Annotated in this window: 14 protein-coding genes; 7 read left to right on the top strand and 7 right to left on the bottom strand. The window is 70.0% G+C overall.

The genetic code is table 11. The features are described 5' to 3' along the window. Positions 1 to 471 precede the first annotated feature (471 nt). Positions 472 to 1,518: an NAD(+) diphosphatase gene (gene nudC, locus Raf01_RS44360; protein WP_203924179.1), complete on the bottom strand. Its 1,047-nt coding sequence runs from the start codon at positions 1,516 to 1,518 to the stop codon at positions 472 to 474. A gap of 174 nt (positions 1,519 to 1,692) precedes the next feature. Here nudC and Raf01_RS44355 point away from each other — a divergent pair, with 174 nt between their 5' ends. Continuing rightward, complete coding sequence (locus tag Raf01_RS44355) at positions 1,693 to 2,115, top strand: VOC family protein (RefSeq protein WP_203924178.1); 423 nt, start codon at positions 1,693 to 1,695, stop codon at positions 2,113 to 2,115. Beyond that, positions 2,112 to 2,930, top strand: coding sequence for a hypothetical protein (locus Raf01_RS44350; protein ID WP_203924177.1), 819 nt, complete (start codon positions 2,112 to 2,114; stop codon positions 2,928 to 2,930). Before Raf01_RS44355 ends, Raf01_RS44350 begins: the two co-directional genes overlap by 4 nt. A 69-nt stretch (positions 2,931 to 2,999) precedes the next feature. Here Raf01_RS44350 and Raf01_RS44345 read toward each other — a convergent pair whose 3' ends face one another. The 3 genes from Raf01_RS44345 to Raf01_RS44335 all read right to left on the bottom strand — a co-directional run bounded on the left by Raf01_RS44345 (position 3,000) and on the right by Raf01_RS44335 (position 4,808). Next, the gene (locus Raf01_RS44345) at positions 3,000 to 3,518 is read right to left on the bottom strand and encodes a hypothetical protein (protein WP_203924176.1); all 519 of its coding nucleotides are present in this window, start codon (positions 3,516 to 3,518) and stop codon (positions 3,000 to 3,002) included. Positions 3,519 to 3,919: 401 nt separating this feature from the next. After that, a complete protein-coding gene (locus tag Raf01_RS44340) occupies positions 3,920 to 4,162 on the bottom strand; it encodes a hypothetical protein (protein ID WP_203924175.1) in 243 nt (80 codons plus the stop codon). 64 nt (positions 4,163 to 4,226) lie between these two features. Then, positions 4,227 to 4,808: a TetR/AcrR family transcriptional regulator gene (locus Raf01_RS44335; RefSeq protein WP_203924174.1), complete on the bottom strand. Its 582-nt coding sequence runs from the start codon at positions 4,806 to 4,808 to the stop codon at positions 4,227 to 4,229. Between the two features lie 335 nt (positions 4,809 to 5,143). Between Raf01_RS44335 and lgt the strand changes: the two genes are divergently transcribed. Next, positions 5,144 to 5,983, top strand: coding sequence for a prolipoprotein diacylglyceryl transferase (lgt, locus tag Raf01_RS44330; protein ID WP_203924173.1), 840 nt, complete (start codon positions 5,144 to 5,146; stop codon positions 5,981 to 5,983). Positions 5,984 to 6,097: 114 nt separating this feature from the next. Here the strand turns inward: lgt and Raf01_RS44325 are convergent, their stop codons facing one another. Continuing rightward, entirely contained in the window at positions 6,098 to 7,249 is a 1,152-nt protein-coding gene (locus tag Raf01_RS44325; protein WP_203924172.1) for a sulfotransferase, read from the bottom strand. 754 nt (positions 7,250 to 8,003) lie between these two features. Here Raf01_RS44325 and Raf01_RS44320 point away from each other — a divergent pair. Together Raf01_RS44320 and Raf01_RS44315 are read left to right on the top strand one after the other, a co-directional pair. Then, complete coding sequence (locus tag Raf01_RS44320) at positions 8,004 to 9,260, top strand: glycosyltransferase (RefSeq protein ID WP_239134459.1); 1,257 nt, start codon at positions 8,004 to 8,006, stop codon at positions 9,258 to 9,260. A gap of 84 nt (positions 9,261 to 9,344) precedes the next feature. Next, positions 9,345 to 10,304 (top strand): threonine ammonia-lyase, encoded by a 960-nt coding sequence (locus Raf01_RS44315; protein WP_239134458.1) that lies wholly within the window; start codon positions 9,345 to 9,347, stop codon positions 10,302 to 10,304. A gap of 65 nt (positions 10,305 to 10,369) precedes the next feature. Here the strand turns inward: Raf01_RS44315 and Raf01_RS44310 are convergent, their stop codons facing one another. Continuing rightward, entirely contained in the window at positions 10,370 to 11,242 is an 873-nt protein-coding gene (locus Raf01_RS44310; protein WP_203924171.1) for an IclR family transcriptional regulator domain-containing protein, read from the bottom strand. Positions 11,243 to 11,284: 42 nt separating this feature from the next. Further along, on the bottom strand, positions 11,285 to 12,745 hold the full coding sequence (locus Raf01_RS44305; RefSeq protein ID WP_203924170.1) for an amidohydrolase family protein: 1,461 nt from the start codon (positions 12,743 to 12,745) through the stop codon (positions 11,285 to 11,287). Between the two features lie 279 nt (positions 12,746 to 13,024). Here Raf01_RS44305 and Raf01_RS44300 point away from each other — a divergent pair, with 279 nt between their 5' ends. Together Raf01_RS44300 and Raf01_RS50250 are read left to right on the top strand one after the other, a co-directional pair. Next, positions 13,025 to 14,221 (top strand): CaiB/BaiF CoA transferase family protein, encoded by a 1,197-nt coding sequence (locus Raf01_RS44300; RefSeq protein ID WP_203924169.1) that lies wholly within the window; start codon positions 13,025 to 13,027, stop codon positions 14,219 to 14,221. Then, positions 14,203 to 15,159, top strand: a complete 957-nt coding sequence (locus Raf01_RS50250; protein WP_239134457.1) for a citrate/2-methylcitrate synthase — start codon at positions 14,203 to 14,205, stop codon at positions 15,157 to 15,159. Before Raf01_RS44300 ends, Raf01_RS50250 begins: the two co-directional genes overlap by 19 nt. The last annotated feature ends 1 nt before the right edge of the window (position 15,160 follow it).

The raw sequence follows: 15,160 nt of genomic DNA, 5'->3' as shown, positions 1-15,160 counted from the left end.
CGACGCGGAACAACAGCCCCGCCGCAACAACTACCACCGACGCGAATAAGACATCCTCACAAAGCCGGGTGACCTGCGTGAGCGAGGAACGTTGCGTGGGTGTCGTCACGGCGTCCACAGCGGATGCGTAGGCGTTTCATGGCTGCGTTTCATGGCTGCGTCTCATGGCGACGTCTCATGGCGACGTCTTATGCCCTGGTGCCAGGCTCCGGCTCGCTCGATCACCCACCTGAGCTTCGGGCCGAGACCGGAGCCGCGCGGCTGACGGCGGACGACGCGCGTGTCGATGCTGCTACTCGATGCGCTGCCACAGCCCACTCGATGCGCCGCCACAGCCCACTATGCGCTGCCATCCACTCGATGCGCTGCCGCGGCCCACTCGAGGCGGTGCCACAGCCCGTCCGAGACAATCCACGGCGGCTGTTCACCCTCCTCGCAATCGAGGATTATCCACATAGGACATTCAGCCCGCTAGTCAACTTGTGAGGAACTCTTAAACCGACTCCCGACCTGCGCCGGGACGCCAGCCGGACCGAGCCCGCCGGCATCCGGCCTGGCGACGTCTAGAACACCGGAATCCGGCCCGACAACGTCCGGAACGCCAGCATCCAGCCCCGCCCAGGAGCGCATCAACCGGCCACCGATCGAGTCCGACGGACCCGAGCCCGGGCCGGCGACGATGCGCTCCACCAGTTGTTCCCTGGTGAACCAGCGCGCCTCCCGCAGTTCGTTGCCGTCCACCTCGATCCGCTCGTCGAGCGCCTTCGCGAAGAAACCCACCATCAGCCCGGCCGGAAACGGCCAGCCCTGCGAACCCCGGTACGTCACCTCACCGACCGCGACGCCCGCCTCCTCCGCCAACTCGCGGCGTACCGCGCCCTCCAGGCTCTCCCCGATCTCCACGAATCCCGCCAACAACGAGAACCCGTCAGGGCCCGCGCCGTGATGCCGGGCCAGCAGGCAGCGCGCCGGCGGCTCAGGCGACTCCACCAGGACGATGACCGCCGGCTCGATGCGCGGGAAGTGCTCCCGGCCGCATCCGGCGGCGGAGCACGCCCGCACATGTCCCGCGCTGCGGCCGATCGTCGGTGCGCCGCAGGAGCCACAGAAGCGCTGATGCCGGTTCCAGTAGAGGACTCCGCGCGCGTACGCCAGAGTCGCCGCCTCCGGCAGCGGCAACGCGGCGGCCAGCCTCCGCACGTCCGCGGTCGACTCGGCGTTCCCGAGGCGCACGGCGTCAGCCTCGCTCAGGTGCGACAGGTCCGCGGTGAAGACCGTCCGCGGTCCGTCCAGGCCGAGCAGCGCGACCTGCTCGGATTCCCCGGCCACCGCTTGCGCGGCCGCGCCGGCGAGATCAACCGGTGTACCGTCGGACGACAACAGGCAACGGTCACGCCACAGCGGAATGACGCGGGTGTCTGCCCGCGCCAGCCGATCGGCGGTCCAGCCGGGGTCGCCGCGGCGGTCGGCTGCCCGGTCATGCGGCGTACCCGTGTATGCCAGACCTTCGAATCCCATACCGAGATCCTGCCGGGCGGCGGCGTGATTCTATAGTCTCTGAGACCGGAGAGTCTTCGGACCTTCGGGGCGTCAGGTCGTCGGGTTCTTCGGATCGTCAAGGAAGCCGGAGACCGGAGACCGGAAGACGCGACCCGAGACCGGAGAATGCGCCTGCCCTGAAGGGAGTGCCCGGTGGCCACGGTCAGCGTACGGTACATCGTCGATGACGTCGACGCCGCAATCGCCTTCTACTGCCAGGAGCTCGACTTCCGGGAGGTGATGCACCCGGCCCCCACGTTCGCCATGCTCTCCCACGGTGACCTGCGGCTGGTGCTCAGCGCCCCGGGCGGCGGGCCGGGCGGTGGGCAGGCGATGCCTGACGGCACGGTACCCGCGCCCGGCGGCTGGAACCGCTTCCAACTGGAGGTCGCGGATCTGGACGCCCTCGTGGTGAGGCTGCGCGCGCACGGGGCCCGTTTCCGCAACGACATCATCGCGGGCGTCGGCGGCAGGCAGGTCCTGGTCGAAGACCCGTCCGGCAATCCGGTCGAACTGTTCGAGCCGACACTGCCCGAGGCACGCCTCGGGGCGCGTGACCCGCAGGATACGGCGTGAGCCCTTGCGGGCCAGCCACCTTTCTGGAACGGTACCTTCGCGGCGACCGCGAGAGGGTCTGGACGGACCTGCGAGACCTCGGTTCGGCGGTCCGCGACGAGTCGCTCTTCGCCGACGCTTGGGGCGTGGCCGTCGAGACGATGCGGCGGGTACGCGACAACGTCGACATCCTGCACCGGCGCCTACAGGATGTCGGCTACCAGTTCCACCAGCCCGAGCGGGCGCACGCGCCACCCGAGGCCGATGCCGCCACGCGGCTCGACACCTTCGAGACGCGGCACGGGCCACTACCGTTGTCGCTGCGCGCTTTCTACGAAATCGTCGGCACGGTCGACTTTCGGCAGTCCTGGACGCAGTTGGCCGACCGGTACCTAGGCCAGAACCGAGCGGTGGCATCCGTCGAGTATCTGGGCGCGTACGACCCGCTGGTCGTCGAGCCACTCGTCTGCGAAGACGCGGTGTGGGACCCGGACCATGGCAGGCGCGCCTGGTTCCTCGCGCCGGACGAGTGTCACAAGGCGAACCACAGCGTCGGGATGAACTACCACGTGCTGCTCCCCGATGCCGGTGCGGACTTCCGTATCTACGGGATGCCGACGAGCGAGGGTCACCTGTTCGGCGACTACTTCGTCGGGTACCTGCGGGAGACGTTCAGCGGTGGGGGCTTCCGTGGTGTCGAGACCGGGGACGACGGCGACGGGTACCGGAAGATTCCCGACTTCGACATCACCCGGCGCCTCGCCGAAGGTCTGCGCCCCATCGGAACGCCGCCCATCGAAGCACCGAACAATCGGCCTCAGCCGTTCGGCGAGTAGACGCCCTGCCGCAACACGCCCTGCCGCAACACGCTCAGCGCACACATCATGAGCCGCACGGCCTCGGCGTCACGAGAAGCGTTCGACGGTCACCGGGATCAGCCCTTGCCGGCGCATGTCCGTCCTCAACTCACGAAGCATCGGCCCGATTCCGCTGCCGGAGCTGTCACGCAGATACGCGGTCAGATCGACGCACCATGCGACAGAGGCTCCGATGCGGCGTAGGTCCCAGGTGAAGACGTCGTCAGAGACGTGACGCGAAGCGGTACCGAGGACCCGCGCCCGTGGATCGGTCAGGTCATCGACCGGCGCCAGCTGCCAGAGCGTCACGAGGTTTGCCAGCCGTTCGGCGCTCAACTCCTTGGCGAACAGGATCCGGTAAACGCGCTTGTCGATGAAACCGTCGGGTACGTCGCCGGATCCGAGGTGCAAGGGAGCGGAGTCGGCGAGCGGCTCGTAGCCGTCGAAGTGGGTACGCAGTGTGGTCTCGTCGGGCAGGTCTCCCCCGCCGAGTTGGCGATAAGCGGCTTCGGCATCGTTCCGGCCGACGGGAACGACTCGGGCGCGCAGTGCCGGGTCGACGCGCATGCCACGGCTGAGCGCCCTGGAACTCCACCAGTCAGCACCCGACGGACCGGCCGATCCCTGAGCCGAGCCCTGAGCCGAAGCCGGCGACGAAGACGACGAAGAGGGCCCCGAAGACGACGACAGAGCCGAAGCCGACGACAGAGCTGGAGTCCAACCGGTGCTGTGCAGCCCGATCGCGGAGAAATCCTCGGCGAGGACGAACTCTTCGACCACAATCCCATCGGGCGACGCCGCCATCCCTTGACCCGCCGTCCCGTGACCAGCCGTCCCGTGACCGACCGTCCCATGACCCGCCGTTTCGAACGGCGCTTCGGGAAGGATGAGGTAGTAGTCCAACGGCGGACCAACCTCGGTTGCGAGTACCGGAAGCGGTGTCGCCGTATCCATGTGCCTCAGTCCTCTCAGTGTGAAGGCTCGCTGTGCGGACGAGCCCCGTTCAGGCGGGCGGCCAAGCCGCCAAGGGCCGCGTTGAACTGAGCCAGAGTATCGGTGGCCAGCCTGCCACGAAGGAAGGGGACGAGCACGCCGCCGAGTTCACCGCCGGTGCGCACCACCTCCCGTTGGCGGGCACCGACGCGCAGCTCGCCGCTGGTCTCCACGATGGCCGGGTGCCAATCGGGGTAACTGGGCAGGTCGACGAGCACGCCAGACGTCCTCGGGGGTGGCGGCACACTCGATTCTCAGCGCGTACCCGATAGGACAGCGGACTCATTCCGGTACCTCCGCTTGCCCGGCGACGCCGCTCAACGCGGCGTCGGCCATTGCCCTCACGTAGTCGTCGGTGATCGGGTCTCCGGTGACGAGAACCCGGTAGTACAGCGGTCCGACCAGCGCGTCGATGAGCATCGCCGGATCGGTACCGGAACGCAGTTGGCCTCGCGCGGTCCCGCGCTCGATCAGTTCGGACGCGGCCTGCCGCCGCTGCGTCCACAGCTCTCGCAGGAAGCTGCCGAGGTCGTCGTGGCGAGCGCCGTAGGCGACGAGTTCCGCGATCAGCGCCCGGGTCTGCGCGCGCAGGCCGGCCGCGATGTCGAGGGTCGCGCGTACCAGATCGGCTCGCGCGTCCCCGGTGTCCCGCAACGGCGTCTCTGCGAGCATGGTGGCGACGGCCGCGGCTACCAGGTGGTCACGGGTCGGCCAGCGGCGGTACAACGTGGTCTTCGCCACTCCGGCCCGGCTGGCCACCTCGTCGACGGTGAAGCCGGCGTACCCGCCTTCGCGCAGCAACGCCCCCGCCACGGCGACCACACGGTCGGCCACGGTCGCGTCGCGCGGCCGGCCTCGCGTCACGACGGCAGCCCCCCGCCGAGAGCCGGCGCCGTCCCCGCCCGCGCCATCCCCGCCAGCGCAGCCCAGGCCAGCGCCGTCCTCGCCAGCACAGCCCCCGCCAGCACAGCCCCCGCCAATGCAGGCCCCGCCAGCACAGAGATCCCCACTCCCGCAGAGACCCTCGCCAGCGCACGGGTCGGCATCCTCGATCCTCCCGAAGAGACTCCCGAACCCGCCGGATCATCCGCGGAGCCACGCTAGCCGACCCCTGGCGAATTCCGCAACTCAAGTAGCGTAATTGGCCGCCAAGCCGGGACGGGGCGATCGGGGCCGCCACCCGCAATACCCTCGACAACATGCCGCTTGCAGCGATCCCGAGCCCGCCGGTGAACGGTTTTCACCTGGGGCCGCTCTTCGTCCACTTCTACGGGCTCATGTACGTCGTGGGCATCGCGCTCGCGGTCTTCATCGGCCGGCGCCGCTGGCGGGCCATGGGTGGCAATCCGGCGCTGGTCGAGGAGATGGCCCTGTGGGGCGTACCGGCCGGGATCATCGGCGCGCGCATCTACTTCGACGTGACCACCCCGCAGTTCATCCCGCCACACTGGTGGGGGCCGTTGGCGGTGTGGCAGGGCGGCCTGGGCATCTGGGGTGGCGTCGCGCTGGCCACGCTGGTCTGCGTCTGGCGGCTGCGTCGGGCCGGGTTCAGTGTCACGCACATGATGGACGCCGTGGCGCCCTGCCTGTTGATCGCCCAGGGGGTGGGCCGGATCGGCAACTACTTCAACCAGGAGCTGACGGGCGGGCCGACCAGCCTCCCGTGGGGACTGGAGATATCGCCCGACCATCGGCCTGCCGGCCACCTACAGGACCCGACGTTCCATCCGACATTCCTGTACGAGCTGATCTGGGACTTCGCCCTGGCCGGCTTCCTCGTCTGGCTCGGACGTACGGGTAGGGTCCGCCCGGGCAGCCTGTTCGCCTTGTACGTCGCCGGGTACGCGGCCTTCCGCATCTTCGAGGAGTCGCTGCGCGTGGATCCGTCGCAGTACTTCCTGGGCCTGCGGCTGAACTTCTACATCGCCTCCGCGGTGACGCTGGCCGGACTGGCCTGGTTCATCGTGCTCCAGCGCCGTTCACGCGACACTCCGGTGGGCCCCGCGCAGGCCGGCCCCACGCAGGCCGTGACGGAGTGACGCGTGAACTCGGCGCCTCGACTCGGTGCTTCGGTGTCGCTGTGTCGCGCGGCCACACGGCCGGCCGGCGTGACAGCCCGCGGTCTCAGGCTTGAAGTCTCAGGGCTTGGAGTCTCAGGGCTTGAACTGGTACCCGTAGCGGTGCAGCACGGGCGCCGCCACGGTGGTCGCGATGAGCCGGTCCATTGACGGCTGGTGCTTGTACCACTCGGCACTGTCCCGCAGGACGACCTCACCGGTACGGCTGCGCACCGGATTGCCGGCGACCGCGTGACTGGTCGGCACACGTACCGTCCGCTCATCGACGAAGACGGAATCGTCCAGAGTCTCGCCGACCCAGCCGGCCAGACCGGCGATCGTGGCTCGCGGCGAGGCGATGAAGTCCTCGTACTTCATCCTGCGGCTGTGGGCGCGGCCGGTCCGGTAGGTCACCAGCTCCGATCCGAGGTTCAGCAGCAGCCACCGGAGCGTCGCGTCCAGCGAGGTGCGCTGTCGGATCTCGCCGCCGGCACCGCCCTGGTACTGCCGGCTGCGCCAGGAGTAGGCGGAGGCTCGGGGATCGCGTACCAGGTGAATGTAGTACGGCGTCAGCGCCGGCACCTGGCCGAGCACGAGGGCGTGCGACGGTCGCTTGGAGGAGTCCACGATGACGCGGCAGCCGGTCACCTTGGCGATGGCCGCATAGAGTTCGCTGGTCGCATCGCGGAAGGCGGCGAGCGCCGGCCACGATTCGGGCGCCCGGGAGCGCAGGAGGCGGGCCAGTTTCGACTCCTGAAGCACCTCCCGCTGGCACCGCACGATCCAGTCCAGATCGAGGTGAGTGAGCTCAGCGAGCACCTTGCCCCACACCGGACACTCCGACAGCTGCGCGCCGCACGCACACGGGGTGTTGTGCGTGAGTGCGGGGTCCCACAGGTACCGCACTTCGCCGGCGTAGAAGAAGCCACGGCCGGCGCCGAGTGACTGTCCGAGCGTGGTGCTGCCGCTGCGGCCACGGCCGAGGATGTAGACCACCTTGACCGGGTCGCCGCTGTCGGCGTCGACGCTGTCGTTCTGGCTCGCTCTGCTGCCGTCGGCGCCGGCGTTCCTGCTTGCGCTGTTGGCGTCGCTGGCGCTCTGGCTCGTGCCGGCGTGTTGGCTCGCGCTACTACCGGCTTGGTCGGGCTTCCCGGTGTTGCTGCTGAGGGTGGCGTCATGACCCGTGCTGTCGCTGCCCGGATGTCGGGCGCTGTCGGGGTCTCCGGTGGGGGCGGGGGTGGGGTTCACGATCAGTCTCCGGGTAGGGGGCCCACGCCTGAGAGGCGCGGCGGGGCGGTACGGCTGCCGGGGCTGGGCATGATCACGGATCAGCCCAGGGCTTCGTGCGCCGGCCGAACCCGCGCTGAGCGGGCTCGCTGTGAACGGTGGTAGCCGCGTCGGGTGGCTGGTGGCGCCCGTTGCGGCCGCGGAGCGTCAGGATCTGTGCTCACGGCCGCGGCTACGCGGGCGGCATTCGGGTGCGAGCCGACCCGCGCGGCCGGGGTGCCGGCTGGCGGGGGTACGGCCGGGCCGGCGCGAATCTGAGGAGGAGCGGGCCGAGGGATTCACGGATTTCCGCAACGTCGGGTAACGCTCTCGCTACCGGGGATGCGCCGGCCTCCGTCCGGCCGAGATCCTCTCGCGAGCCGACCGTCACCGGTCACCTGTGCGCGCATGCCGCTCCCTGCTCCGCCGGCCTCTGTTCATCCGTTCGGGACCACGGGCCGGCCAGCGAATCAGCGGCGCGCGGCACACGACGATTGTCCGTCGCGTAGCTCAAAACATGCTGAAAGTACCGTGAACCATACCTCAAAGCACGCTGAGCTAAAGGTGAAGCGTGCCACCGCTTCCGGTCCCGACCCCGACACCGGCCCCGACACCGACAGCGACACCGACCGCGACAGCGACAGCGACACCGGCACCGGCACCGGCACCGGCACCGGATAACGCGGCACCCGCCCCACTCACCGGTCGACAGCCGGGGGCTGGCAGGCTCCCGGGTGTGCTCATCTTCCGCGTGCTGGCCGCAGTGGCGTCGCTGGCGTGGGTCTGGCTGGCGCTGGCCCGCGGGATGTTCTGGCGCACCGATGTCCGGCTCCCCCGCGGGCGCCCCCCGCACCACGAGACCCGCGGGCGCGGCCCGCAGGACGAGACTCGCGGGCGCGGCCCGCGAGACGAGACCCGCGGGGGAACTCCGCCGGACGAGACCCCGCAAACAGCGCCCCCGGAAAGAGAGCCCCAGCGATGGCCGACGGTGGCCATCGTGGTGCCCGCTCGCGACGAGGCCGCGGTCCTCCCGGACAGCCTCTCCACGCTCGTCCGGCAGGAGTACCCCGGCCCGGTACGGGTGATTCTCGTCGACGACAACTCGACCGACGGTACCCGAACCCTCGTCGCCAGCCGGTGGCCGGCAGTCACCATCGTCGATCCGGGTGAACCCCCGCCCGGCTGGGCCGGCAAGCTCTGGGCGTTGACGGCCGGCGTCGCCGAGGCCGGTGAGGTGGATTATCTCCTCCTCACCGACGCGGACATCGCGCACCGTCCGGACTCGCTCGCCTCCCTCGTACGGGCCGCCGAGGAGCATCGCCTCGACCTGGTCTCGCAGATGGCCCGGCTACGGGTCAGCTCGCCCTGGGAACGCCTCGTGGTACCCGCGTTCGTGTACTTCTTCGCCCTGCTGTACCCGTTCCGGTGGAGCAACCGGCCCGGGACGCGGACCGCCGCCGCGGCCGGTGGCTGCAGCCTCGTGCGCCGGTCGGCACTGGAGCGCGGCGGCGGGCTGGCGGAGATCCGGGGCGCGGTGATCGACGACGTGGCGCTGGCACGGGTACTCAAGGGCAGCGGCGCGCGTACGTTCCTGGGGCTCGCCGACCGGGTCGACTCGATCCGGCCCTACCCGGACCTGGGTACGTTGTGGCGAATGGTGTCCCGCAGCGCGTACGCGCAGTTGCGACACAGTCTCGCCCTGCTCGCGGGTACGGTCGTGGGGCTCGCCCTGATCTTCCTGGTACCGCTGATGTCCATTGTGGTCGGTGCGGCCACGGGTGACGTACCGACGCTCGTTCTCGGGGCGGCGACCTGGTTGCTGATGGCCGGCACGTACACGCCGATGTTGCGCTACTACGGGCAGCCGTGGCCGGCGGCGCTGGCGATGCCGTTCACCGCGACGCTGTACCTGGCGATGACCGTGGACTCGGCGGTGCAGCACTACCGCGGGCGGGGCGCCGCCTGGAAGGGGCGCACCTACACCGCTGGATAGCCGCCGGCGCGAGCCGGCCAGTCGCTTCCGCAAGCTGGCCAGTCGCTCGCGTGAGCCGAATCGGCCGGACGTATCGTTGCGGCTATGCGCTTGGCGAGCAACGACGACATCGCGGCGGCGGCACGGCGCCTGGACGGCCGGATCGTACCGACTCCGCTGCTGGCGTCCCCCCGGTTGAGCCAGACTCTCGGACTACCCGTCTCATTGAAGGCGGAGAACCTTCAGCACACCGGGAGCTTCAAGGTCCGAGGCGTGCTCAACGCCCTGCTGTCCCGGCAGGAGCGTGGAGACCTGCCGCGAGGTGTCACGACATTCTCGGCCGGCAATCACGCCGCAGCCACAGCTTTCGCCGCTAACGCGCTCGGGCTGCCGTCGGTCGTGTGCATGCCGCACGGTGCCGTGGTGACCAAGGTCGAGGCGGTGCGCCGGTACGGTGGCGACATCGTCTTCACCGATGACCTCCTCGGTACCTGCCAGGAGATCGCCCGCGACCGCGGGTACGAGTTGCTGCACCCGTTCGACGATCCGGACGTCATCGCCGGTCAGGGTACGGTCGGGGCGGAACTCGTACGGGACGCGCCGGACGTCGGGCTGGTGCTGGTACCGGTCGGTGGTGGCGGGCTGATCAGCGGTGTGGCGGCGGCGGTCAAGGCGACGCTGCCGGGCGCCCGGGTGATCGGCGTGGAGCCGGTGACAGCGAACGCGATGAGTCACGCGCTGCGGACCGGCACCCCGGCCCCGCTCCCCCACCGCCCGGTGTCGATCGCCGACGGGTTGGCCGCCCCGTTCGCGGGCGAGCACACGCTGGCGCACGTTCACAAGTTCGTCGACGATGTCGTCGAGCTGCCCGAGGAGGCGATCCTTCCGGCGTGGTGGGAGCTTCTGGACGCGAGCAAGCTGCTGGTCGAGCCGTCGGCCGCGGTGGGGCTGGCGGCGCTGCGGTCGAATCTGGTGGACGTGCGTCCGGGTACGCCGACCGTACTGGTGCTGTCCGGAGGCAACGTCGCGCCGGCCGGTCTGGCGCGTCTCACCGAGGCGGTCTGACCCACACTCGAACTCACTTGCCTCTGGCAAGTGAGTTCGAGAGCTGTGCGGTGGGAGCCAGTTTGTCACGTCGCAGGCAGGCCAGCCGCGGATGCTCCGCGCGCCGCGGGCACTCCGCGAGCCGGCGCCGCGACCCGGGCCGGATCGAGCATCGCGATCGGCACACTGTCGCGCAACGCCCAGTCCCGGCTGATGTCCGCGGCCGTGCGCAGCAGGAGCGGCAGGTATTCCTCGGTGAGCCGCTCCACCGACGTCTCCGCCGCGTGGACCGTGACGTTGATGGCCGCGACCACTCGCCCGTCACCGTCGCGTACCCCGGTCGCCACCGACCGGATCCCCGCCGCGAGATCCTGGTCCGCCAGCGCCCAACCACGCGCGCGGACCTCGCGCAGCGCCCGGTCCAACTCGTCACGGTCGGGGCACCACCGCGCGGTGATGCCGGACCGCGTCGGCTGCGCGAGTACCCCGGTCAGCTCGTCCGGCTCCAGAGCCGCCAGGAGTACCTTGCCCATCGAGGTGGCGGGTGCGGGAAAACGGGTACCGATGGTGACCGCCAGAGTGACGATCTTCGGTACCGCGACCCGCGCCACGTACACGATGTCGCTACCGTCGAGCTGCGCGACGGACGTCGACTCGTTCGTCTGCGCGACCAGGCGCTGCATGTGTGGCCGGGCGACGTCCCACATGGACAGCGAGTTGACGTACGTCATTCCCAGCTCGAGTACCCGCGGGGTGAGCGCGAAGCCTCGGTCGGCCCCGCGCACGTACCCGAGTTCCTCGAGAGTCAACAGGATCCGGCGGACGGTCGGCCGCGCGAGGCCGGTCTCCGCGGCGATCTCGCTCAGCGTCATCGTGGGCTGGCCGGGACGGAAGCATCGCAACACGTCGAGCCCGCGGGCCAGGGCTTCGATGAAGTCGGGTCCCGTCTCGCGCGCCATCCTGCTCTCTTCCGTCCTGACCGAGTTCCTGAAGACCGAAGGCTAATGCTTCCACTGTGCGGAGCCGGCGTCCCACGCGGTGTACGTGTACGGGTTGTCGAGCACCTTCGTCTCCGGGATGTCGGGGTTCATGCCCTTCGCCCAGGCGTCCGGCCCCATGCTTTCGACCAGGTACTCGATGGTGCGCTCCACGTCGGTGCGCGCCTTCGCCAGGTCGACACCGACGAGCCGGTGCTCGTGCTTGACCAGCCGACCGTTGATGACCACGGAGTGCACGTCGCCGCGCTGGGCCTGGAAGGCCACGTGACCGTACGGGTTCAGAATCGGGAACATGGCCGGCGAGTGCTCGTTCTTGATGAGGACGACATCGGCCTTCTTCCCGGGTACCAGGCTGCCCACCGCATCGTCGAGACCGAGCGCCCTGCTGCCGCCCCGGGTGGCCCAGTCGATGACATTCTCGGCGCGCAGGTGGCAGTGGGTGACGGTCTCCTGCCGGCCGTGCGCCTCCAGGTGCTCGCGGGAACGGTCGGCGCCCAGCGTCGTACGCATCGCGGAAAACAGGTCGCCGCTCCACCAGACGCTGGTGTCCATCGACAGCGACACCGGGATGTCGTGATGGCGCAGCTGCCAGGTGGGCGGGTAGCCCTGTCCGGCGCTCTGCTCGCTCTCCGTGGACACGGACACCGAGCCGCCGGTGGCGGCGATCCGGTGGTACGAGTCGTCGGTGAGCGTCGCGGCGTGCACGTAGACGGTGGACGGAGTCATGAACCCGTTGTCGTACATGAGCCGGATGCCGTCGTCGTTGGTGGCACCCCAGACACCGGCGTGCGTGGTGACGGGTACGCCCAGTTCGCGGGCCACCTCGAACGCGGCCTTCTCGGGGAACGCGGGGTCACCGGTGACGTCGAACGCCATCTGGAAGCCGAGCATGTCGTCGCCGGCGTGGACGCGCCGCTCCACGAAGTCGCGGAATCCCGCGCTGGTGGCCCACTCCCACGGTCCCTGCTGGATGTTGCCGTAGGCGAGCACGAACCGGCCCGGCACGGATTCGAGGGCGTCGAGCGCGGCGTCCGCGTGCTGTGGCGTCTGGAGGCCGTGCGACCAGTCGACGGTCGTGGTGACTCCGGCGTCGATCGACTCGATCGCGGCGAGCCGGTTGCCGGCATAGACGTCCTCGGGCCGGAACAGCTTGCCGGACTCAAGGTAGTACCAGACAAAATACTGCGTCAGCGTCCAGTCGGCGCCGTACCCCCGCATGGCCGTCTGCCACATGTGCCGGTGAGTATCGATCATGCCGGGCATGAGGATGCCGCCGCTGGCGTCGATCTCCAGCGCGCCGTCGGGCGCTTCGAGGTCGGTGCCGACCTCCGCGATCCGTTCGCCGACGACGAGCACGTCGGCGCCGGGCAGCACGGTGTGCGCGTCGTCCATGGTGAGGACCAGGCCATTGCGGAAAACCACGGGGCGGTGGGTGGCGGGCGTCTGCCCGTCGCTTGCGCTCATCGCCGCTCACTCCATTCCGAAGGAGGGGTACCCTGGCCGGACAGTTGTCCGTCTGACGGTCGGAGTACGAGTGGCGCCAGTCTGAGCCGGGCACCAGGACGTGTCAAGAGGTCCGTGTCAAGAGGTCGCGCGAAGCGGCCCTGGCCTCCTCATTGACATCTTCGAGAGTGCCGCTGGCAGGCGCTGCATGATTGACAGCATCCAGGGGGCAGCAGAGACTGTGGCTCGACGGACGGGAGTCCGCACAGCGGACACGGCTCACTATTCGAGAGGCGGGCGATGACCGAGCGCGCGGATGCCGGACGGTCAGCGAACGAGCGGGCACCGGGCGAGCAGCCGCCGGGGCCGCTGTCCGGGCTGCTGGTGGCCGACTTCTCCCGCGTTCTGGCCGGCCCGTACGCGACGATGCTCCTCGCCGACCTCGGCGCCCAGGTGATCAAGGTCGAGGGTCCGGGCGGCGACGACACCCGTACCTGGATGCCACCCGTCCGCGACGGCATCTCGACGTACTATCTCGGCGTCAACCGCAACAAGCGCTCGATCGCCCTGGACCTCAAAGCCCCGGATGACCTCGCCGTCGCCCGGGAGTTGGCGCACCGCGCCGATGTCATGATCGAAAACTTCCGCCCGGGGGGCCTGCGCCGCTTCGAACTGGACTACGACTCGGTGTCCGGGCGCAATCCGGGCATCGTGTACGCCTCGATCAGCGGTTTCGGCACCGGCGCGGGCGCCGCATACCCCGGGTACGACCTGATGGTGCAGGCGATTTCCGGCCTGATGAGCCTGACCGGCGACCCGCAAGGCTCCCCCTACCGCGCGGGCATCTCGGTCTTCGACGTGATGGCCGGGCTGCACGCGAACATCGGCATCCTCGCCGCGCTGCATCATCGCGCACTGTCCGGGCGCGGGCAGCACGTCGAGATCAACCTCCTGTCCTCGGCGCTGTCCGGACTGGTGAACCACAGCAGCGGGTACGTCGCGGGCGGCACGGTGCCGTACCGGATGGGCAACGCGCACCCCAGCCTGTTCCCGTACGAGCCGCTGCCGACCGCCGACGGCGAACTCATCGTCATCGCCGGCAACGACAGCCAGTTCCGCAAGCTGTGCCAGGTGCTCGGCGTACCGGATCTGCCGGACGACCCGCGGTTCACCCGCACCCGCGACCGCACCGCCAACCGGGACCTGCTGCGACCGCTGCTGGTCGAGCGGCTGACCACGCGTACCAAGGACGAATGGTTCCGCGACCTGCTGGCCGCCGGAGTGGCCTGCGCGCCGATCAACACGATCGACGGAGGCGTGGCGCTCGCCGAGGAGCTGGGCCTGGATCCGGTGGTCACGGTCGGCGAGGGGGCGGCAGCGGTCCCGAGCGTACGCAATCCGATTACCTTTTCAGACACTCCGGCCCGGTACGAGCTGCCGCCGCCGGGGCTCGACGAGCACGGCGAGGAGATCCGCAGGTGGCTGACGAACAGCTGAGCTTCCCGACGTCGATCGGCACATCGGACGCGACCACGATCCGCCTGCTCGGGCACGATCTGGCCAGCGACCTGATGGGGCGGGTGGGGTTCGGCGAACTCGCGTACTGGCTGGTCGCCGGGCGCCGCCCGACCCCGGGCGAGGTACGGGTCTTCGAGGCGGTACTCGTCGCCCTCGCCGACCACGGCTTCACCCCCACCGCGATCGCGGCCCGGCTGACGTATCTCAGCGCGCCGGAGGCGCTTCAGGCGGCGTTCGCGGCCGGTCTGCTCGGCGGCGGCTCGCGGTTCCTCGGCGTGACCGAGGACTGCGGCCGGTTCCTCGCCGACGCTCTGGCCCGGCTCGCCGAACCTGCCGAATCCGCCAAGGCGGCGGCCAAGGCGGCCGAAGCGGCCGACAGCGCAGCGACCGAGGACGAGCCGAGGGTAGCCGAGGACAGCGCAGCCGAGGACAGCGCAGCCGACGACAGGGCAGCCGAGGACGACGCCGCTGGGGCCGGGTGGGACGTTGTCAGCTGGGACGACGCCCGCTGGGACGCGGTCGCGCTGGCGGCGGTGACCGAGGCGCACGCCCAGCGCCGGTTGATCCCGGGGCTCGGCCACCCGGTGCACAAGACCGGCGACCCGCGCACGCCGGCACTCATCCGGATCGCGGACGAAGAGGGACTGCGCGGCCCGCACCTGCGCCTGTTCGAGGCGATCGGCCGGGTACACCCGCGGGTCCTCGGTCGTACCCTCCCGCTCAACGGCGCCGGAGTGTGCGGCGCCGCGCTCGCCGACCTCGGTCTTCCGGTCGACCTGCTACGCGGCTTCGCGCTGCTGGCCCGCGCCGCGGGACTGCTCGGCCACCTCGCCGAGGAGCGGCGCAACCCGATCGCCATGGACATCTACCGTACCGTCGACCGCAACGCCCGATACGTTCCGGCGAACGAGACCTGAA

Origin of the sequence: Rugosimonospora africana, assembly GCF_016862975.1 — a bacterium.
In the GTDB taxonomy this organism is placed as follows: Bacteria; Actinomycetota; Actinomycetes; order Mycobacteriales; family Micromonosporaceae; genus Rugosimonospora; species Rugosimonospora africana.
This window is presented reverse-complemented; position numbering and strand designations above follow the sequence as displayed.

Coding starts and splice junctions, on each gene's coding strand:
- nudC (WP_203924179.1), bottom strand. CDS start 1,518: ATGGGATTCGAAGGTCTGGCATACACGGGTACGCCGCATGACCGGGCA.
- Raf01_RS44345 (WP_203924176.1), bottom strand. CDS start 3,518: ATGCGCGTCGACCCGGCACTGCGCGCCCGAGTCGTTCCCGTCGGCCGG.
- lgt (WP_203924173.1), top strand. CDS start 5,144: ATGCCGCTTGCAGCGATCCCGAGCCCGCCGGTGAACGGTTTTCACCTG.
- Raf01_RS44315 (WP_239134458.1), top strand. CDS start 9,345: ATGCGCTTGGCGAGCAACGACGACATCGCGGCGGCGGCACGGCGCCTG.
- Raf01_RS44310 (WP_203924171.1), bottom strand. CDS start 11,242: ATGGCGCGCGAGACGGGACCCGACTTCATCGAAGCCCTGGCCCGCGGG.
- Raf01_RS44305 (WP_203924170.1), bottom strand. CDS start 12,745: ATGAGCGCAAGCGACGGGCAGACGCCCGCCACCCACCGCCCCGTGGTT.
- Raf01_RS44300 (WP_203924169.1), top strand. CDS start 13,025: ATGACCGAGCGCGCGGATGCCGGACGGTCAGCGAACGAGCGGGCACCG.